Below are 17,480 nucleotides of genomic sequence, written 5' to 3' on the forward strand. Positions count from 1 at the left end.
ATTTTAAGAATAATATACCATATTTTAAAATACAAGATACCTTATGAAGAATTAGGTTGGGAATATGCAGAAGAACAAACAGAAAGGAAAATAAAATACTGGATCAAAAACATTGAATCTAAAGGATATAAAGTAAGTCTAGAACCAAAAACACCGTAATTCCAAAAAAAGGAAAGGAGTTCCTTTAAGGATCCCTCTCCCTTTTTTGCTTTTTAGCCACACGAGAACATTTTCGTATAAAAAGCCCCTTCTTATTGTCAGGATATCATCGCTGATTTGATTTACCATATCATTAACAACGCGGGCTACATGGCCTTTTGGAATCATGTCACTGAAATCCATTGGAAGAATGAGTTGTCCCATGTTACAATCAATAAAAGTAGCTGAATAGTTACTCAAAAAAGCCGCCTCCATTCAATGTTTGTTCGACACCTACATTATAATGGAAAAGGCGGTTTTTTTTGCACTTATTTCGCCTATTGAACGTTGATGATCGCGAAATTTACGAGACTCCTGCGGGAAAAGCGAGCAAGAAGAGACCCCGCAGCGAGTGACGTGAGGAACAAGCGAGGAGGCTCGCGACGCGTGCGGAAAGCAAGTGAATTTCGCGATCATCAACAACCAACGATAATAATTTTTTCACAAAGAAAGGGGCGCCCCTTCAGCCAGATTACCGCCTTTTGGGACAGCCCCGCCCTTTTTACCGTACTTTAATTACGGGAGACTGCTCTTCTTTCATTTTCTTCACTGTACGGTAAGGGGAATAGCCGCTTGCTTCTTCAAATTGATTGCATACATTCCGCTCATCAGCCTTTCCGGGGACAATTTTCTTAAAACGGCGGTACCTTTCAAGCAGCACCTCCCGTTCCACCCCTTTTTCATACGCTTTTTCAACCGCTTCGAAAAATTGAATGACATCGATCACTTCCTGCGTAGACCAGTCCATTGAAATCGGATATTGATATTCCATCCAATCCACCTTTCTATTCCCGTAGTGCCTTGCTCCCGCTCCATTTTACACGAATGCCTTCCGCTTCTTCAATTATTCCATCGACCAGCCCGCGGACGGACGGGATCTCATGGATCAGTCCCATCACCTGTCCGGCCCAGCCGAATCCTTCGTTTATCTTCCCCTCATAGATAAACGCTTTATTCGCCGAACCGCTAATCATATCTTTCAACTGTTCATAATCCGCACGCTCCGCCTCACGCCTTAAAATTTCCGCGGTCCATTCATTTTTCAGGGCACGACCCGGAGCGCCGAGCGATCTTTTGATGACCACCGTATCCGTTTCGCTGCCGTGGACAAGGCAATCTTTGTACAGTGGGGAAGCGTGCACACATTCTTTCGTTGCAATCCATCTTGTACCCATTTTCACGCCTTCCGCCCCGAGGCTGAGCGCGGCCATTAATCCCCTTCCGTCCCCAATGCCACCCGACGCAATAACAGGGATCGTTACCGCATCCACCACCTGCGGCACGAGCACAATCGTTCCGGTATCATCGCGCCCGATATGCCCACCCCCTTCCTGCCCGACGGCGATCACGGCATCAGCCCCCAATTGTTCCGCTTTCTGCGCCTGCCTTTTGGATGCGACGAGCACGAGCTTTTTCGCATCGTACCCCTCTAAATATTCAAAAAACGGCGCGGGATTCCCGCCTGTCACCGACAATACCGGGACTTTTTCTTCGACGGCAACATCGAGAAATTCCCGGTACTGCCGCCCGTGCTGCCCAATTGCAAAATTTACCCCAAACGGGTGCCCCGTCAACCCACGGACTTTTCGGATCTCTTTCCGTAACGCTTCTGGCGACGGCAGGGACATTGCCGTAATCTGTCCGAGCCCCCCGGCATTGGATACAGCCGCCGCCAGATCCGCATAAGCCAAATAAGCCAAACCACCCTGAATAATCGGATAGCGGATATTCAATAGTTCCGTCACACGCGTGTTCCATTCCATTTTAAGCCCTCCCAGTGTTTATTCACTTTTCGTTTTCGATGAATGGCGTTTATTTTCCTTTCTAAAAGAAAAACTATTTAAAAACCCCGTTCAGGATGCTATAATTCTTTTTGTTTTATTCAAAAGCATGCGAATGAGATAAAGAGGTGGAGAAAACAATTGTCACAATATGACACGCCGTTATATACCGGTTTGCTTCTGCATATTAAACGCAATCCTTTTCAATTCCACATTCCTGGCCATAAATCAGGAAGCGGGATCGATCCCGATTTCCGCCGGTTTGTCGGGGATAATGTTTTAAAATTGGATTTAATCAATATAGAGCCGTTGGATGATCTCCATCAGCCACACGGCATCATTAAAAAGGCGCAGGAACTTGCCGCGGAAGCATTCGGCGCCGACTATACATTTTTCTCCGTACAAGGAACAAGCGGCGCAATCATGACTATGGTGATGAGCGTGTGCGGCCCGGGCGATAAAATTATTGTACCCCGCAACGTCCATAAATCCGTCATGTCTGCAATTGTTTTTTCCGGCGCGGTTCCCGTATTTGTCCATCCGGAAGTTGATCCGGTCCTCGGAATTTCGCACGGGATTACCCCGGAAGCCGTTTCCAAAGCGCTGCAGCAGAACCCGGATGCGAAAGCCGTCCTCGTGATAAACCCGACGTATTACGGCATTTCGGCTGATTTAAAAGGGATTGTCGACATTGCCCATACTTATCATGTGCCGGTTTTGGTCGATGAAGCGCACGGCGTCCATATCCATTTTGATGACGAACTGCCGCTTTCCGCCATGCAGGCCGGTGCCGATATGTCCGCGACAAGCGTCCATAAACTTGGCGGGTCGCTTACGCAAAGTTCGATATTAAACATGAAGGAAGGGCTCGTTTCAAAAAACCGTGTGCAAAGCATTTTCAGTATGCTGACGACGACATCGACCTCCTACATTTTACTCGCTTCTCTAGATGTCGCCAGAAAAAGGCTCGCGACGGAAGGTGAGATACTCATTAAAGAGACAACCCGCCTGGCACAAAAAACACGACGGAGGATCAACGACATCGACCATCTATACTGTGTCGGAAGCGAAATTTTAGGGACGAAAGCAACGTATGATTATGATCCGACGAAATTGATAATCTCTGTCAAAGATCTGGGGATCACCGGTCATGATGCCGAAAAATGGCTGCGTGAAGTGTACCATATTGAAGTGGAACTATCCGACCTGTACAACATTCTCTGCATTGTGACGCCGGGAGATACAGAAACGGAACTGGATCTGCTTGTGAAAGCTTTGCAGGACTTGTCGGATACATTTGCACATTTGTCAGGCAAAGTGGATGTAAAAGTACTGCTGCCTGAGATTCCTTCGCTTGCCTTGACTCCGCGTGACGCCTTTTATGCAGACACGGAATTCGTCCCGCTTTCCGATTCGGCGGGCAGGATCATTGCGGAATTTGTAATGGTTTATCCGCCGGGCATTCCGATTTTTATTCCGGGCGAGATCATTACGGAAGAAAACATCGCTTACATTCAGAAAAATATTGAAGCCGGACTGCCCGTACAGGGGCCGGAAGACGATACATTAAAGACGATCAAAGTCATTAAAGAACACCAGGCAATCCAGTAAATTGCGCTTAATTAATGCAGGCAGAGGCATCTCGCTTTCGCCTGCATTTATCAGTAAAACAAAAAAAGACGGCTAGATAAGTAGCCGGCCGAGAGAAAATGGACGTTTATGGAAGAAATTAGTCAAGTTCTGATACGAATTTTTCTTTTTCATGCTGGCAATGTTCACATGTTGAATAAAGAACTGTTACTTTTTCGTCTTCAACATGATCAATTGTTGCATCGCATGATTGGCAAACAATGATTCCCATCCAATGATTCCTCCCCTTTGTAGAACTTGTAACCGTTTCTATCATTATATTATTATACACTAAATAAAAAATCAAGCCTTTTTTGTATATCACATTAAATATATATGTTATACAATTAAAAACACAAACAATTTATACCGGCAAGGGACCACGATCTCAAAAAATGAGCGGTATTAGAAAAAGCTGCAGCAGCCCGTACGCGGACAAACTCAAAGCAGTTACCATACATGTAGTGCGTACTGATTTAACAATATGTTTTGCCATTAAAAAAGCAAGATAAAAAAATACCGCGAACATAGCGATTTTAAAAATAAACGGATCCCGCTCCGAAAGCCACTCCGCCAAAGTAAAGCCGCTCCAAATGATCACCTGGAATAAAAATGCCGCGTAAATCTTCATCGTCTCACCCGGATTCTGTGCCATGATTTTTTCATTATATGGATATGTATGTTTATTTATGGTATGCCCCACTTACCCTCTTCAAACCGTAAAAGAAAAAGGTTTAATGCCTGACGGACCTGTAACCTCCAGGCATTAAACCTTTGAAACTGAAAATCTTTTTTATTTTAAAATATGGATTGGGGTGCCGAGCGCCACTTCTGCCGCTTCCATCGTTATTTCCCCTAATGTCGGGTGTGCATGGATCGTCAGGGCAATGTCTTCTGCCGTCATACCGGCTTCAATGGCCAGGCCGATTTCCGAAATGATATCAGAAGCGCTGACCCCAACGATTTGCCCGCCGATCAAAAGCCCATCTTCTTTGCGCGTAATCAGTTTGACAAAACCTTCCCCTGCTTCAAGCGCAAGCGCACGCCCGTTTGCACCGTACGGGAACTTGGCAGCCACATAATCAATGCCTTCCTCTTTCGCTTGTAGTTCCGTATAGCCGACGGTTGCAAGTTCAGGATCCGAGAAGACAATGACCGGAATGCCCAAATAATCGATTTCTGACGGTTTTCCGGCAATCGCTTCCGCCGCAATTTTCCCTTCGTACGAAGCTTTATGGGCAAGCTGCGGGCCAGGGACAATGTCGCCGATCGCATAAATATTCGGCACGCTTGTCCGGCATTGCTTGTCGATTTCAATGATGCCCCTTTGGTTCATTTTAATGTTCAGCTGTTCAAGACCGAGTTCATCCGTATTCGGACGGCGGCCGACTGTCACGAGTACATAATCGCCCTCAACTTTATGTTCTTCGCCTTCTGCCTCATAAGTAACGACAACGCCGTTTTCATTGTCCTCGACGCCTTTGGCCATTGCTTCCGTTATGATATCGACGCCCCTGTTTTTCAGCTTGCGCACGACAAGCGAAGTCATTTGTTTTTCAAATGCGCCGCCGATAATATCCTTAGCGCCTTCCAAAATCGTAACTTTTGTCCCAAATTTCGCATAGGCCGTCCCAAGCTCCATGCCGATCACGCCACCGCCGATAATGACGAGTTTTTCCGGGATCTCTTTCAAGTTTAAAGCGCCCGTTGAATCGATAACCCGTTCCGAATATTTGAATGTCGGCAGTTCAATCGGACGGGAACCCGTTGCCAAAATCGCATTTTTAAACGTGTACGTTTGGGCCGATTTTTCGTCCATGACCCGAAGCGTATGGTCATCCACAAAATAGGCTTCGCCGCGGACAATATCAATTTTGTTCCCTTTTAACAGGCTCTCTACGCCGCCGGTTAATTTCTTGACGACACCGGATTTCCATTCCTGCACTTTCCCGAAATTAACTTTAACATTCTCCGCCGAAATGCCGAGGGAATCGGATTCCGTTGCATATTCATAACGGTGCGCCGCAGAAATAAGCGCCTTCGATGGAATACACCCAACATTTAAGCAAACTCCGCCGATAAATTGCTTTTCGACGATTGTCACTTTTTGACCGAGCTGCGCCGCTCGGATCGCCGCGACATATCCGCCGGGCCCCGCTCCTATTACGATTGTGTCGGTTTCAATTGGAAAGTCTCCTACAACCATCAGATTACGCCTCCATTAATAATAGTTCTGGATCATGCAACAAATGTTTAATATGGTTTAACGCATTTTGTGCGGTTGCACCGTCAATCATACGGTGGTCAAAACTCAGCGACAGCGCCAGTACAGGTGCCGCAACAATTTCGCCATTTTTGACAACCGGTTTTTCTGCAATGCGGCCGATTCCTAAAATCGCCACTTCAGGGTGGTTGATGACAGGCGTAAACCATTGCCCGCCCGCAGAACCAATATTGGAGATTGTGATGGAAGCGCCTTTCATTTCATTCGGGGCAAGCTTCCCTTCACGTGCCTTTTCGGCCAGCGCATTGATTTCTTTCGAGATCGCAAATATCGATTTGCGGTCGGCATGTTTTACGACCGGAACAAGCAAACCGCGTTCCGTATCGGCGGCAATCCCGATATTGTAATAATGTTTATGGATAATTTCATTTGTTTCGTCATCAATCGATGTATTTAATACCGGATACTCACGCAGCGCACTGACCAATGCTTTTACGACATACGGCAGGAAAGTCAGCTTGATACCTTTTTCCGCTGCAATTTCCTTGAATTTCTTGCGGTGCGCAACCAAAGCGGTAACATCAACATCATCCATTAACGTAACGTGAGGTGCGGTATGTTTCGAGTTGACCATTGCTTTTGCAATCGCTCTGCGGATACCGCTCAACGGTTCGCGCGTTTCCGGGAATTCCCCTTCAGGCACAACGCTTTCTGCATGTGCAGCCGCTTTTTCCGTGGCGGCTTCCGGATGTGTGGAACCAACCACATAAGCATCGATATCTTCTCGGAGCACGCGGCCGTTTTTTCCCGAGCCGTTCACAAGCCTGATATCCACGCCTTTTTCACGCGCATATTTGCGCACGGACGGCATCGCAATCACACGGCGGCCAGGATCCGGCTGTTCCCCTTCTTTTTTGCCCACTGCCGGTTTTTCCGCTTCAGCAGGTTCCTGTTTGGGTTCAGCAGCAGGTCCTTCCTGTTTTTGTTCCTGCCCGTGGTCCCCTTTAAATTGGAGATTTTCATATCCCGGCGCATCAAATTTTACGAGCACGTCGCCGACCACAGCGACCGTCCCTTCTTCCACAAGGATTTCTTCAACCGTTCCTTCAACAGGCGAAGGAATTTCAACAACTGATTTGTCATTTTGCACTTCGCAAAGTACATCATCTTCGGAAACTTTGTCGCCCGGTTTAATGAACCATTTAACGATTTCGCCTTCATGGATACCTTCTCCGATATCCGGCAATCTGAATTCAAATGACAAGGTGTTCACGCTCCTTTATTGGAAATGTACCGCATTTCATGGTGCGGCTGAATTGCGCTTAGAATGTTAAAACTTCTTTTGCTTTTTCTAAAATATCCTTATGAGTCGGGATCCAAACGCCTTCCGCCTGCGAGAAAGGATAAACGGTGTCAGGCGCCGTTACACGCAATACCGGCGCTTCCAGGCTCAAAATCGCGCGTTCGTTGATTTCCGCAACAACATTTGCGGCAACGCCTGCCTGCTTTTGCGCTTCCTGCACGACAATGGCGCGGTTTGTTTTTTCCACTGATGCCACAATCGTTTCAACATCGAGCGGGCTGACGGTGCGGAGGTCGACCACTTCAGCGGAATAGCCTTCTTTTTCCAATTCATCCGCCGCTTTTAATGATTCATGCACCATTGCACCATATGCGATGATCGAAATGTCTTTTCCTTCGCGTTTAATATCCGCTTTTCCGATCGGAATGGTATATTCTTCTTCAGGTACCTCCTGGCGGAACGAGCGGTACAGTTTCATATGTTCAAGGAAAACGACCGGATCATTGTCGCGGATCGCGGAGATGAGCAACCCTTTCGCATCGTAAGGAGTGGATGGGATCACAACTTTAATCCCAGGCGTCTGCGCCATTAATCCTTCCAGGCTGTCCGCGTGCATTTCAGGCGTATGTACACCCCCACCGAAAGGAGCGCGGATCGTAATCGGCATTTTCAAATCCCCGCCGGTCCGGAACCGGTACCTTGCCATTTGGCCGTGGATGGAATCCATTGTTTCAAATACAAAACCGAAAAACTGGATTTCGGGGACCGGGCGGTAACCTTGGAGCGCGAGCCCGATGGCCAGCCCGTTGATGCCGGACTCAGCCAGCGGCGTATCGATAACGCGGTCGGCACCGAATTCCTTCTGCAGCCCTTCCGTCGCCCGGAAAACGCCTCCGTTTACGCCGACATCTTCGCCGAATACCAACACATTCTCATCATTTTTCAATTCGGTCCGCAACGCGTCCGTAATTGCCTGTATCATCGTCAATTGGGCCATGGGTTATCTCGACTCCTTTACTTTGTAAAATTCGTATTGTTCCTTTAATGTGTACGGAAGTTCTTCGTACATGACGGAAATTAAATCCGTAACTTTCTGTTTAGGCGCGCTGTCCGCTTTCTTGATGGCGGCTTTAATATCTTCCTTCGCCTGCTCGATCGTTTCGTTTTCTTTCTCGTTGCTCCATAAGTTTCTCTCTTCCAAAAACTTGCGGAAGCGGACAAGCGGATCTTTTTTCGCCCATTCATTATCAAGATCCTCGGTACGGTAGCGCGTAGGGTCGTCCCCGCTCATCGTATGCGGGCCGAAGCGGTAGCAGATCGTTTCAATCAGGGATGGCCCTTCTCCGTTTACGGCACGTTCGCGCGCGCGTTTTACAGCTGCGTATACAGCAAGCGGATCCATGCCGTCGACTGCAACGCCCGGAATACCGGCAGCAACCGCTTTTTGCGCAAGCGTCTTGGCGGCCGTTTGTAAGGATCGAGGTGTCGAAATCGCAAACTGGTTGTTTTGGACGACAAAAATGGCCGGGGCTTTAAAGGCGCCTGCAAAGTTAATGCCTTCATAAAAGTCGCCCTGGGAAGATCCGCCGTCGCCTGTATACGTAATGGCTACGCTCTTTTTACCGCGTTTTTTGATGCCGAGCGCCACGCCGGCTGTCTGTACGTACTGGGCACCGATGATGATCTGCGGCGGCAGGATATTTAATTTTTCAATCCCTTTCATGCCGTCCACATGACCGCGCGACCATAAAAATGCCTGTTCAAGTGGAAGACCGTGCCAAATGAGCTGCGGCACATCGCGGTATCCCGGCAAGATAAAGTCATCTTTTTCAAGGGCGAAATGCGAAGCAATTTGTGATGCTTCCTGACCGGCTGTCGGCGCGTAAAATCCGAGCCGGCCCTGCCGGTTTAACGAAACGGAGCGCTGGTCGAGGATGCGCGTATATACCATTCTCCGCATGATTTCCTGGAGCTCATCATCCGTTAAGCCCGGCATCAAGGAATCGTTTACAATTTTTCCTTCTTCATTCAAGATTTGGACCGTATCAAACCGTGCTTCGATTTCATGGAGCGCATTTACTTCGTCAATCGCTGTATGTGGAGCCATCCCATTCACCAATCCTTTCTTTTATTTGCCGTATATGGGGGAAACTTTGTATTGTTCCAAAAAATTTGTTTATACTGCAGAAAATGACAATTTCCACAAGTAACCGCAATCATTTTGCAGCAGCAGAATTTAGTGCTGTATTAATGGAAAAACCAATATGATTAATACAACACTATATTCAACATATATAGAGTACATTAAAAATAGAAAAGCGTCAATTATAAATGCTTCTTTGTCGTAATATTATTCTAATATAACAAGCAGCACATTGAAAATGAAATTGTACTAGTCGATTTATTTACCTGTATTATAAAAGCACATCCATTGGCACCAAAGGATTCCCAGGCTACGGGCTTTGGTGGTTGCCTCCGGTTGTTGCAAAATCATCTGCAAAATCTGCCAATTTTCGCAAGAATCCTTTATCATGCTTTGAAGGGTTTAAACATCTTCCCTGGAATCGATTGCACATGCAAAATAAATCCGCTCCAATCCCATGTAAAAAAATTGCACCCTGATTAGGTGCAATTTTTTAAATCAGCCCTAGTTCTTTCAATCCATAATAAACGCCGCCTTCCGCCACATCTTTCGTAATGAGGTCGGCATGCGCTTTTACTGCATCAACGGCATTGCCCATGGCTACACCTGTGCCGACGGCCTGGATCATTTCCACATCATTCAGCCCGTCGCCGAAAGCAAAAGCATCTTCCAGCTGAAAACCGAGTTTGGACAAAAGCTGCCGGATGCCTTCCGCTTTCGATCCCCCTTCCGGCACGACATCCATCGAATACGGGTGCCAGCGGACAAAGCGGAATTCCGGAAAACGCTCCTCATATATTTTCTGCTCTTCCTCTTTGCAAAACAGAAGATCCTGGTAAGTCTCATGGCGCAAATGAAAGGACGGATCAAAATCCGGATGCGTATATTTCATAGTTGCGAGGCTTTCCTGAATATACGGATGGAATTTCACGCTTGCTTTCATCGTTTTTTCGTTCATAAAAACAAGTGGCGTGCCACGGGAAGCCGCAAGATCCGCCAGTTCCTTCTCCTTTGCTTCATGAAGCGGGTTTTTATAAATGACTTTATTTTCAAATACGACATATGAGCCGTTAAAACTGACAAATGAATCGATCCCGAGCATTTTGCGGACATTTTCGACCATAAAAGGAGCGCGCCCGGTCGCGATCGCAACATAAATGCCATTTTCCTTTAAAAGCTCCACTGCTTTTTTTGTGGAATCCGGGATATTTTTTTCATGGTCCAGCAAAGTACCGTCAATATCAAAAAAGACAATTTTACTCATTTCCAATCTCCAATCCGAACAACAAACTTTTTCTACTGGCCTTATTACGGCTGGGCACAGAAAATCAAGATGCACAAAGCGGATTGCGCATCATTTTCTATAAGATAGAAATACACATTCATGTTAACATGATTGCACGGTACCTGTAAATTGCGTGCTTTGATTTTGCGGAAAATACCTTGAATTTGTCAAATTTTTCCGTGAGAATTCCGCACTTTCCTACATATAATATAGGACAAGATGAGCCGGGCGCCTTTACATTACTCAAATAAATATTACAATAGAAGTAGGGAGTTGATCCACAATGTTAAAAAAGCTAAAGAAGAAGCTTTTAAAACAGTGGAAAGATATGCTGCGCAAAAAGTTAATTGCTTAAACTCTGGAATCCCTCTTGCCACGAGAGGGATTATTCTTTGCCGAAAAAAATCGGCATGAAAAAGTTGTGATAAGTGCTTGGATTTTTATATAATAGAAAAAGTTACAATTGACAACGGAGCAAGGAGAGATAAAAAATGATTTACAAAGTGTACTATCAGGAAAATCCGGAAGAAGTGCCTGTCCGGGAAAACACGAAATCCTTCTATATTGAAGCGGATTCGGAAAGGGAAGTACGCCAAAAACTGAAAGACCGCCAAATCAATATCGAGTATATCCAGCTGCTTGAAGGCAAATATCTCGAATATGAAAAACAGCAGGAAAATTTTAAATTAGTGGAGTAACTGTATGAAATTTGTTAAAAACGACCAGGCAGCGGTTTTCGCCCTCGGCGGACTGGGTGAAATCGGCAAAAACACTTATGGCGTACAATTCCAGGACGAAATTATTTTAATTGATGCAGGCATTAAATTTCCGGAAGATGAACTATTGGGAATTGACTATGTCATACCGGATTACACGTATCTTGTCAAGAATGTGGACAAAATCAAAGGGCTGTTTATCACGCACGGGCATGAGGACCATATCGGCGGCATACCGTATTTGCTCCGCCAAGTCAATATCCCGATCTACGGCGGAAAACTCGCGCTCGGGCTGATCAGGAACAAATTGGAGGAGCACGGTCTTCTCCGCCAGGCAAAATTGATCGAAATCAAAGAAGACGACGTCATCAAGTTCCGGAAAACGTCCGTCACCTTTTTCCGTACGACACACAGTATCCCGGACTCTTACGGGATTGTTGTCAAAACGCCGCCCGGCAATATTGTGCATACCGGCGACTTTAAGTTTGATTTTACACCGGTCGGGGAGCCGGCCAATTTAACAAAGATGGCCGAAATCGGGAAAGAAGGCGTTCTCTGTCTCCTGTCCGACAGCACAAACAGCGAAGTACCGCATTTTACGATGTCGGAACGGCGGGTCGGCGAAAGCATCCAGGATATTTTCCGCAAAGTGGACGGCAGGATTATTTTCGCAACCTTTGCATCCAACATCCACCGGCTGCAGCAAGTAACGGAAGCAGCCATCATGGCAGGCAGGAAAATTGCCGTATTCGGGCGCAGCATGGAAGCCGCGATTGAAATCGGGCATGAGCTCGGCTATATCCGTGCCCCGAAAGATACTTTCATTGACGCGCAGCAATTGAACCGCCTGCCGGCCAATCAGGTGACAATTCTCTGTACAGGGACACAGGGCGAACCGATGGCGGCTTTATCGAGAATTGCAAACGGCACACACAGGCAGATCCAGATCCAGCCGGGCGATACGGTTGTATTCTCCTCATCGCCGATCCCGGGGAATACAACGAGCATTAACCGGACGATTAATTTGCTGTACCGCGCCGGCGCTGATGTCATTAGCGGCCCGTTGAACAATGTCCATACATCCGGACACGGCGGCCAGGAAGAGCAGAAATTAATGCTTCGCCTGATTAAGCCGAAATTTTTCATGCCGATCCACGGCGAATACCGGATGCTGCGGATGCATGCAAAGCTTGCCAATGACTGCGGCGTACCGGAAGAAAACTGCTTCATTATGGATAACGGCGAAGTACTGGCATTAAGCCATGACACTGCACAGGTCGCCGGAAAAATCCCGTCCGGTTCCGTCTACATCGACGGGAGCGGCATCGGCGACATTGGAAACATCGTCCTGCGCGACCGCCGCATCCTTTCAGAAGAAGGACTTGTAATTGTCGTTGTTGCCATTAACATGAATGAATTTAAAATTGCATCAGGCCCGGATATTATCTCAAGGGGATTTGTATATATGCGGGAATCGGGCGACTTAATCAACGAAGCACAATCGATCATTACGAAGCATTTAAATAAAGTGATGGAACGGAAAACAACACAGTGGACCGAAATCAAAAACGAAATCACCGAAACGCTGGCACCGTTTTTGTATGAAAAAACGAAACGCCGGCCGATGATTATGCCAATCATCATGGAAGTTTGAGGAAGAAAAAAAGCGCGGGTATCCGCGCTTTTTTATTGTAAAGCAAAAATTTTTATTTTTTCACAAAAAACACTGTACAAAACATCTTTTGAGGTATATACTGTATTATAACAGAAGGGGAAATAATCTATTGTTATAAAACATCACTTCTGCGGAACCGGCATGGGCCCGGCTGTTGTTCCGCCGCCGTAAATGTTTTATAACAGCCTGTGTTTCCCAAAATATTAAAGGAGATGCATGAAAAATGATGATGAGCCCAGTTGAATTTTTCAAAACCCTGCCTGCAAAACAATGCCCTGAATGCGGCCAGCCGATCGAGGAACAGGCCGAATCGTACATGATGGAATGCGAGCACTGCCTTTCCAAAAAAGAAGAATAAACGAATCACTCCTCCAGCCTCCATATCATAAAAGAGAAGGGATGCCTCCCTTCTTTTTTTTTTGCGTCCCCCATGCATTCGGATATTTTCCATGCCCGCAATTATTATGCTAGTCAATAGAGGTATAGAAAATGAAAAGCATTCAATATTAATGGAGAAGCATTTTAAAAGGAGGGGGATGCATGGACGCATTGCTTAATCATTTAACAGATTGGAATTACTGGATCACGCTGCTGATCCAGATCGGCTATATTTGCGTGAAGCTCGTCCTGCTGTATTTTTTATTTTTGATTGTGAAAAGCATTGGCAAAAAAGTCATTCATACGACATTTTTGCAGTATCAAAGAAACAGGCAGGTCTCGGCAAACCGGGCAAAACATTGGAGAGTTTGTTAAAAAACATGCTTTTTTATGTACTATACTTTATTTTTGCCGTCACCGCGCTGAAAATGATCGGGATCGATGTAACGGCCATTTTGGCAGGCGCGAGCATTGTCGGCCTTGCAGTCGGCTTCGGTGCCCAAGGGCTTGTCAGCGACATTGTAACCGGCTTTTTCCTGATTTTAGAAAAACAGCTCGAAGTCGATGATTATGTGACGGCAGGCAATTATTCCGGCATCGTCGAACAAATCGGCCTGCGCACGACACAGCTGCGCGACTTTGACGGCATACTGCATTTCATCCCGAACCGACAGATCACAAACATCAGCAACCATTCGCGCGGCAACATGCGGGCGCTTGTCGATATTAAGGTCGGTCAGGAAGAAAATACCGATGAAATGATCACAAAAATCCAGGAGGCATGCAGCAAAGCTGCCGAAAACCATCCGGATATTGTCGAAGGGCCAAACGTATTGGGCGTACAGTCATTTGACGGGAAAGATGCTGTCATCCGTGTCATCGCCAAAACGAAAAACGGCAAGCAATGGGATGTGGAACGGCTGCTGCGGAAAGCAATCGCCGATATCCGGAACGGAAGAATGAAAGAGGCCTGACCCCGTATTGCTTATCCTGCAAATACGGGGTCAGTCCCTTGTTTTATGATTCATTTCCGACATTGAAAATTTATATCGTGGATATCGTACAAAAGATTTTTTGCAGATTTTCTCATAATGTTAAAATATAATCCACCATTAAATCAACAGCCATCTGCAGTGCGCATTCATCCGGCGCAAATTTTGCATGGTGGAGCCCATAAGGGGAGCCAACCCCGAGCCAAAACATGAAACCGGGTATTTCTTTCAGCATATAGCCGAAATCCTCGCCGGTTAATGCTTCCCCGCATTCATGCAGGCGGGCGCCTTTGTAAGTGCGCACAAAATCCATAAAACGGGCGGTCTCATCGGCATGGTTGAACACCTGATAATAATTGCAGCCGTAATCAATACGCGCTTGGCATTCAAATGCAGCTGCCAGTCCGTTTGTGATCGTTTCAATCCTCCGTTTTACCTTTTCCATTGCTTCACTTGATAACGTGCGGATCGTCCCTTCAAGCCGCGCATATTCCGCAATGGCGTTTTGGACTGAGCCGCCGGTGATTTTCCCGATCGTAATGACGGCGCTGTCGAGCGGATCAATATTCCGTGAAATAATCGATTGCAGCTGGGTGACAAGATATGCGGCCGCAACAACCATGTCCTTCGTATGCTGCGGGTATGCCGCATGCCCCCCCTTTCCTTCCAAATCAATATAAAGCTCGGACGTATTGGCAAACAACAACCCTTCTTTTACGGCAACCGTCCCGGCCGGATATTCGGGGGCGGCATGGAGCGCCATGATAAGGTCAGGGCGCCAGTCTCCAATCAATACTTCTTTCAACATCGTTTCCGCACCGCCAGGCCCTTCTTCCGCCGGCTGGAAAATAAAGAGCAGATCATCCTGGGCCGGATGGTTTGCAAAATAAGTTAAAATGCCGAGTGCAATCGTCATGTGAAAATCGTGCCCGCACGCATGCATCCTCCCTTCATGCTCGGATTGGAAAGAAAAGCCCGTCTCTTCTTGTATCGGTAGTCCGTCAATATCGGTCCGGTAGCCGATCAGTTTTTTCGCGGCTGTCCCTTTTACTTTCACAAGCACACCGGTTTTCCATGTTTTAACTGTAAGGCGTTCCTGCGGCAGATGCGACACAAAATCGAGTATGTACTGCTGCGTTTTAAATTCCTGATATCCAAGTTCAGGAATGCGGTGCAGATCACGCCTGATTTGAATGAGATTCGTTTCCATGTTCAGCCCTTCCTTATGCACCGGCTTACTGCGGGTGATCCGGAATTCCCCCACTGATCACCGCAGCAACGTCCGGTATGTAAGTTTATCGAAAAAAGGCCGGGCGCCCCTTTCCCCGGCACCGGCCCTTTTGGTTATAAGTTTCTAAGTTCCTTCATGATTTCGGTTTTTGATTTCGTTTTTTCATCAATTTCTTTAATGACCTTTGCCGGAATACCTGCAACCATTGTATTTGGCGGCACGTCCCGTGTCACAACCGCCCCCGCGGCAACGACGGAACCTTTTCCGACCGTAATGCCTTCAAGAATAACGGCATTTGCCCCAATCAGCACATCGTCTTCAATGATAACCGGGTTTGCGGATGGCGGTTCAATCACCCCTGCAAGCACAGCACCGGCACCGACATGGCAGTTTTTGCCGACTGTCGCACGGCCGCCCAAAACAGCGTTCATATCAATCATTGTACCATCCCCGATGACAGCACCGATATTGATCACGGCTCCCATCATAATGACAACATTATTGCCGATTTCGACATGGTCACGGATAATGGCGCCAGGTTCAATACGGGCATTGAGCCCTTTTAAATCCAGCAGCGGAAACGCTGAATTGCGGCGGTCATTTTCCACTACATAGTCTTCGATTTTATCTTTGTTTGCTTCCAAAGCGGCTGAAATCTCCTGCCATTCACCGAACACGACAGCCATGCCACCGTTTGAGAACACATGGGATGATTTTCCAAAATCAACCCCTTCCACATTCCCTTTTATATATACCTTGACAGGGGTTGTTTTTTTACTGTTCCCAAGTAAAGAAATAATTTCATATGCATCCATCATTTCCATATGTATGCCTCCTTACATGACGTTTTCTCCTGCAAAACTTTTCCACTGCCCTGTTTTGCACATATTTTAAATTTTAAAGGATATGGGGCCGCGCCGCAATATATTCCTCCACAACTTCCACAAATGCGCGGACCTGCTTCAATTCAAAAGCGGCGTCATAGCCAAGCAGCCACGTATCGCGCTTTAATGGTTCCCCGTGTTCCCCCTGCAGCGGAATTTTATGCAAATGCCGGATTTCCGCCCCGTTTAGTGTGATGGCAGGGAGAATGGCATACCCGATGCCGTTAAAAACCATTTGCTTGCACGTTTCAATCTGGTCGACAACAATGGTCTGCTTCGGTGAGGTTTGAAACTCGCGGTGCCACCAGTCCATAATTTCCTGATAATAGTTTGAATCGCTTTTGAATTGGATAAACGGGCGATCTGCCGCGGGAACCTCTTCGAGCGAATCGATCTCCCTATCAACCAAATAAAGCGGATCCTCAAACAGATGGATCTTCGAGCTCTTCCAATCGTTCAAGCCGCGTACAATCCCGATATGGACTTCATCTTCGTAAATGGATCTCAAAATTTCACTGCTCCAGCCCGTTATTAAAGAAATTTTCGCATAAGGGTATTTTTCGACGAATTTTTTCAGCACTTTTGGCAGCCAGTTTTGCCCGACAATTGTGGCACAGGCAATTTTCAACGTCCCGTGTACTTTTGAATCGAGCGTGCGGATCGCTTCCCTCACCTTTTCTTCCTTTTCCAAAATTTCGTTGGCAAGTTGGATCACGATCTCTCCTGCAGGGGTAACCACCAGCCCTTTTTGCGTCCGAAGGAATAATTGCGCACCCCATTGTTTTTCAATTGACTGCAGCCTTTGCGAAAGGGCCGGCTGCGATACAAACAGGCGTTCAGCCGCTTTTCTCATATTCAATTCCTGGGCCAAAACGGATAATAATTGAAATTCTGAAAAAGACATAATAAACCTCAATAAGTTTTTCTTATATTATACAAAAAAACTGCCCGGATTTGCGAATAAAAAAAGAAACCGGTATGTGTCAAGTTTTTCTCGACACTGTTTAAACATCGGGTACACTTTCGGCTACCGCGCTTCGT

18 protein-coding genes are annotated in these 17,480 nt (G+C 46.7%); 6 read left to right on the forward strand and 12 right to left on the reverse strand.

Features of this window, described 5'->3' with window-relative positions; translation table 11 throughout:
- Nucleotides 1-700: 700 nt before the first annotated feature.
- Together GBH70_RS15035 and GBH70_RS15040 are read right to left on the reverse strand one after the other, a co-directional pair.
- Nucleotides 701-970 carry a UPF0223 family protein gene (locus GBH70_RS15035; protein WP_151681793.1) on the reverse strand — a complete coding sequence of 90 codons (270 nt, stop codon included), beginning with the start codon at nt 968-970 and terminating at the stop codon, nt 701-703.
- A 13-nt stretch (nt 971-983) separates the two neighbouring features.
- On the reverse strand, nt 984-1,961 hold the full coding sequence (locus GBH70_RS15040; protein ID WP_151681794.1) for an NAD(P)H-dependent flavin oxidoreductase: 978 nt from the start codon (nt 1,959-1,961) through the stop codon (nt 984-986).
- A 159-nt stretch (nt 1,962-2,120) separates the two neighbouring features.
- Between GBH70_RS15040 and GBH70_RS15045 the strand changes: the two genes are divergently transcribed.
- Nucleotides 2,121-3,590 carry an aminotransferase class I/II-fold pyridoxal phosphate-dependent enzyme gene (locus GBH70_RS15045; protein ID WP_151681795.1) on the forward strand — a complete coding sequence of 490 codons (1,470 nt, stop codon included), beginning with the start codon at nt 2,121-2,123 and terminating at the stop codon, nt 3,588-3,590.
- 118 nt (nt 3,591-3,708) lie between these two features.
- Here GBH70_RS15045 and GBH70_RS15050 read toward each other — a convergent pair whose 3' ends face one another.
- The 7 genes from GBH70_RS15050 to GBH70_RS15080 all read right to left on the reverse strand — a co-directional run bounded on the left by GBH70_RS15050 (nt 3,709) and on the right by GBH70_RS15080 (nt 10,542).
- A complete protein-coding gene (locus GBH70_RS15050; protein ID WP_151681796.1) occupies nt 3,709-3,840 on the reverse strand; it encodes a GapA-binding peptide SR1P in 132 nt (43 codons plus the stop codon).
- 156 nt (nt 3,841-3,996) lie between these two features.
- Complete coding sequence (locus GBH70_RS15055) at nt 3,997-4,263, reverse strand: hypothetical protein (RefSeq protein WP_371862183.1); 267 nt, start codon at nt 4,261-4,263, stop codon at nt 3,997-3,999.
- A gap of 138 nt (nt 4,264-4,401) precedes the next feature.
- Complete coding sequence (gene lpdA / locus GBH70_RS15060; RefSeq protein WP_151681797.1) at nt 4,402-5,814, reverse strand: dihydrolipoyl dehydrogenase; 1,413 nt, start codon at nt 5,812-5,814, stop codon at nt 4,402-4,404.
- 4 nt (nt 5,815-5,818) lie between these two features.
- Entirely contained in the window at nt 5,819-7,096 is a 1,278-nt protein-coding gene (locus GBH70_RS15065; RefSeq protein WP_151681798.1) for a dihydrolipoamide acetyltransferase family protein, read from the reverse strand.
- 58 nt (nt 7,097-7,154) lie between these two features.
- Entirely contained in the window at nt 7,155-8,132 is a 978-nt protein-coding gene (locus GBH70_RS15070; RefSeq protein WP_151681799.1) for an alpha-ketoacid dehydrogenase subunit beta, read from the reverse strand.
- 3 nt (nt 8,133-8,135) lie between these two features.
- Nucleotides 8,136-9,242 (reverse strand): pyruvate dehydrogenase (acetyl-transferring) E1 component subunit alpha, encoded by a 1,107-nt coding sequence (gene pdhA, locus GBH70_RS15075; protein ID WP_151681800.1) that lies wholly within the window; start codon nt 9,240-9,242, stop codon nt 8,136-8,138.
- 529 nt (nt 9,243-9,771) lie between these two features.
- A complete protein-coding gene (locus GBH70_RS15080; protein ID WP_151681801.1) occupies nt 9,772-10,542 on the reverse strand; it encodes a Cof-type HAD-IIB family hydrolase in 771 nt (256 codons plus the stop codon).
- 512 nt (nt 10,543-11,054) lie between these two features.
- On the opposite strand from GBH70_RS15080, the gene GBH70_RS15085 reads away from it, so the two are divergent.
- The 5 genes from GBH70_RS15085 (at nt 11,055) to GBH70_RS15100 (ending at nt 14,306) form a co-directional block, all read left to right on the forward strand.
- Nucleotides 11,055-11,261 (forward strand): DNA-dependent RNA polymerase subunit epsilon, encoded by a 207-nt coding sequence (locus GBH70_RS15085; protein WP_151681802.1) that lies wholly within the window; start codon nt 11,055-11,057, stop codon nt 11,259-11,261.
- Between the two features lie 4 nt (nt 11,262-11,265).
- Nucleotides 11,266-12,933: a ribonuclease J1 gene (rnjA, locus tag GBH70_RS15090; RefSeq protein ID WP_151681803.1), complete on the forward strand. Its 1,668-nt coding sequence runs from the start codon at nt 11,266-11,268 to the stop codon at nt 12,931-12,933.
- A gap of 244 nt (nt 12,934-13,177) precedes the next feature.
- On the forward strand, nt 13,178-13,312 hold the full coding sequence (yhfH, locus tag GBH70_RS15095) for a protein YhfH (protein ID WP_151681804.1): 135 nt from the start codon (nt 13,178-13,180) through the stop codon (nt 13,310-13,312).
- Between the two features lie 182 nt (nt 13,313-13,494).
- Nucleotides 13,495-13,707 (forward strand): hypothetical protein, encoded by a 213-nt coding sequence (locus GBH70_RS17710; RefSeq protein ID WP_308697083.1) that lies wholly within the window; start codon nt 13,495-13,497, stop codon nt 13,705-13,707.
- A 5-nt stretch (nt 13,708-13,712) separates the two neighbouring features.
- Nucleotides 13,713-14,306: a mechanosensitive ion channel family protein gene (locus GBH70_RS15100; protein ID WP_308690647.1), complete on the forward strand. Its 594-nt coding sequence runs from the start codon at nt 13,713-13,715 to the stop codon at nt 14,304-14,306.
- A 112-nt stretch (nt 14,307-14,418) separates the two neighbouring features.
- On the opposite strand, the gene GBH70_RS15105 is transcribed toward GBH70_RS15100, so the two are convergent.
- The 3 genes from GBH70_RS15105 to ccpC form a co-directional block, all read right to left on the reverse strand.
- On the reverse strand, nt 14,419-15,534 hold the full coding sequence (locus GBH70_RS15105; protein WP_151681805.1) for an N-acetyldiaminopimelate deacetylase: 1,116 nt from the start codon (nt 15,532-15,534) through the stop codon (nt 14,419-14,421).
- Nucleotides 15,535-15,668: 134 nt separating this feature from the next.
- Complete coding sequence (dapD, locus tag GBH70_RS15110) at nt 15,669-16,379, reverse strand: 2,3,4,5-tetrahydropyridine-2,6-dicarboxylate N-acetyltransferase (protein ID WP_151681806.1); 711 nt, start codon at nt 16,377-16,379, stop codon at nt 15,669-15,671.
- A gap of 73 nt (nt 16,380-16,452) precedes the next feature.
- Entirely contained in the window at nt 16,453-17,343 is an 891-nt protein-coding gene (gene ccpC / locus GBH70_RS15115; protein WP_151681807.1) for a transcriptional regulator CcpC, read from the reverse strand.
- Nucleotides 17,344-17,480 lie beyond the last annotated feature (137 nt).

The organism is Weizmannia acidilactici, assembly GCF_008974225.1.
GTDB lineage: Bacteria > Bacillota > Bacilli > Bacillales > Bacillaceae_C > Weizmannia > Weizmannia acidilactici.

Coding starts and splice junctions, on each gene's coding strand:
- GBH70_RS15035 (WP_151681793.1), bottom strand. CDS start 970: ATGGAATATCAATATCCGATTTCAATGGACTGGTCTACGCAGGAAGTG.
- GBH70_RS15040 (WP_151681794.1), bottom strand. CDS start 1,961: ATGGAATGGAACACGCGTGTGACGGAACTATTGAATATCCGCTATCCG.
- GBH70_RS15050 (WP_151681796.1), bottom strand. CDS start 3,840: ATGGGAATCATTGTTTGCCAATCATGCGATGCAACAATTGATCATGTT.
- GBH70_RS15055 (WP_371862183.1), bottom strand. CDS start 4,263: ATGGCACAGAATCCGGGTGAGACGATGAAGATTTACGCGGCATTTTTA.
- lpdA (WP_151681797.1), bottom strand. CDS start 5,814: ATGGTTGTAGGAGACTTTCCAATTGAAACCGACACAATCGTAATAGGA.
- GBH70_RS15070 (WP_151681799.1), bottom strand. CDS start 8,132: ATGGCCCAATTGACGATGATACAGGCAATTACGGACGCGTTGCGGACC.
- pdhA (WP_151681800.1), bottom strand. CDS start 9,242: ATGGCTCCACATACAGCGATTGACGAAGTAAATGCGCTCCATGAAATC.
- GBH70_RS15080 (WP_151681801.1), bottom strand. CDS start 10,542: ATGAGTAAAATTGTCTTTTTTGATATTGACGGTACTTTGCTGGACCAT.
- GBH70_RS15085 (WP_151681802.1), top strand. CDS start 11,055: ATGATTTACAAAGTGTACTATCAGGAAAATCCGGAAGAAGTGCCTGTC.
- rnjA (WP_151681803.1), top strand. CDS start 11,266: ATGAAATTTGTTAAAAACGACCAGGCAGCGGTTTTCGCCCTCGGCGGA.
- yhfH (WP_151681804.1), top strand. CDS start 13,178: ATGATGATGAGCCCAGTTGAATTTTTCAAAACCCTGCCTGCAAAACAA.
- GBH70_RS17710 (WP_308697083.1), top strand. CDS start 13,495: ATGGACGCATTGCTTAATCATTTAACAGATTGGAATTACTGGATCACG.
- GBH70_RS15100 (WP_308690647.1), top strand. CDS start 13,713: ATGCTTTTTTATGTACTATACTTTATTTTTGCCGTCACCGCGCTGAAA.
- GBH70_RS15105 (WP_151681805.1), bottom strand. CDS start 15,534: ATGGAAACGAATCTCATTCAAATCAGGCGTGATCTGCACCGCATTCCT.
- dapD (WP_151681806.1), bottom strand. CDS start 16,379: ATGGAAATGATGGATGCATATGAAATTATTTCTTTACTTGGGAACAGT.
- ccpC (WP_151681807.1), bottom strand. CDS start 17,343: ATGTCTTTTTCAGAATTTCAATTATTATCCGTTTTGGCCCAGGAATTG.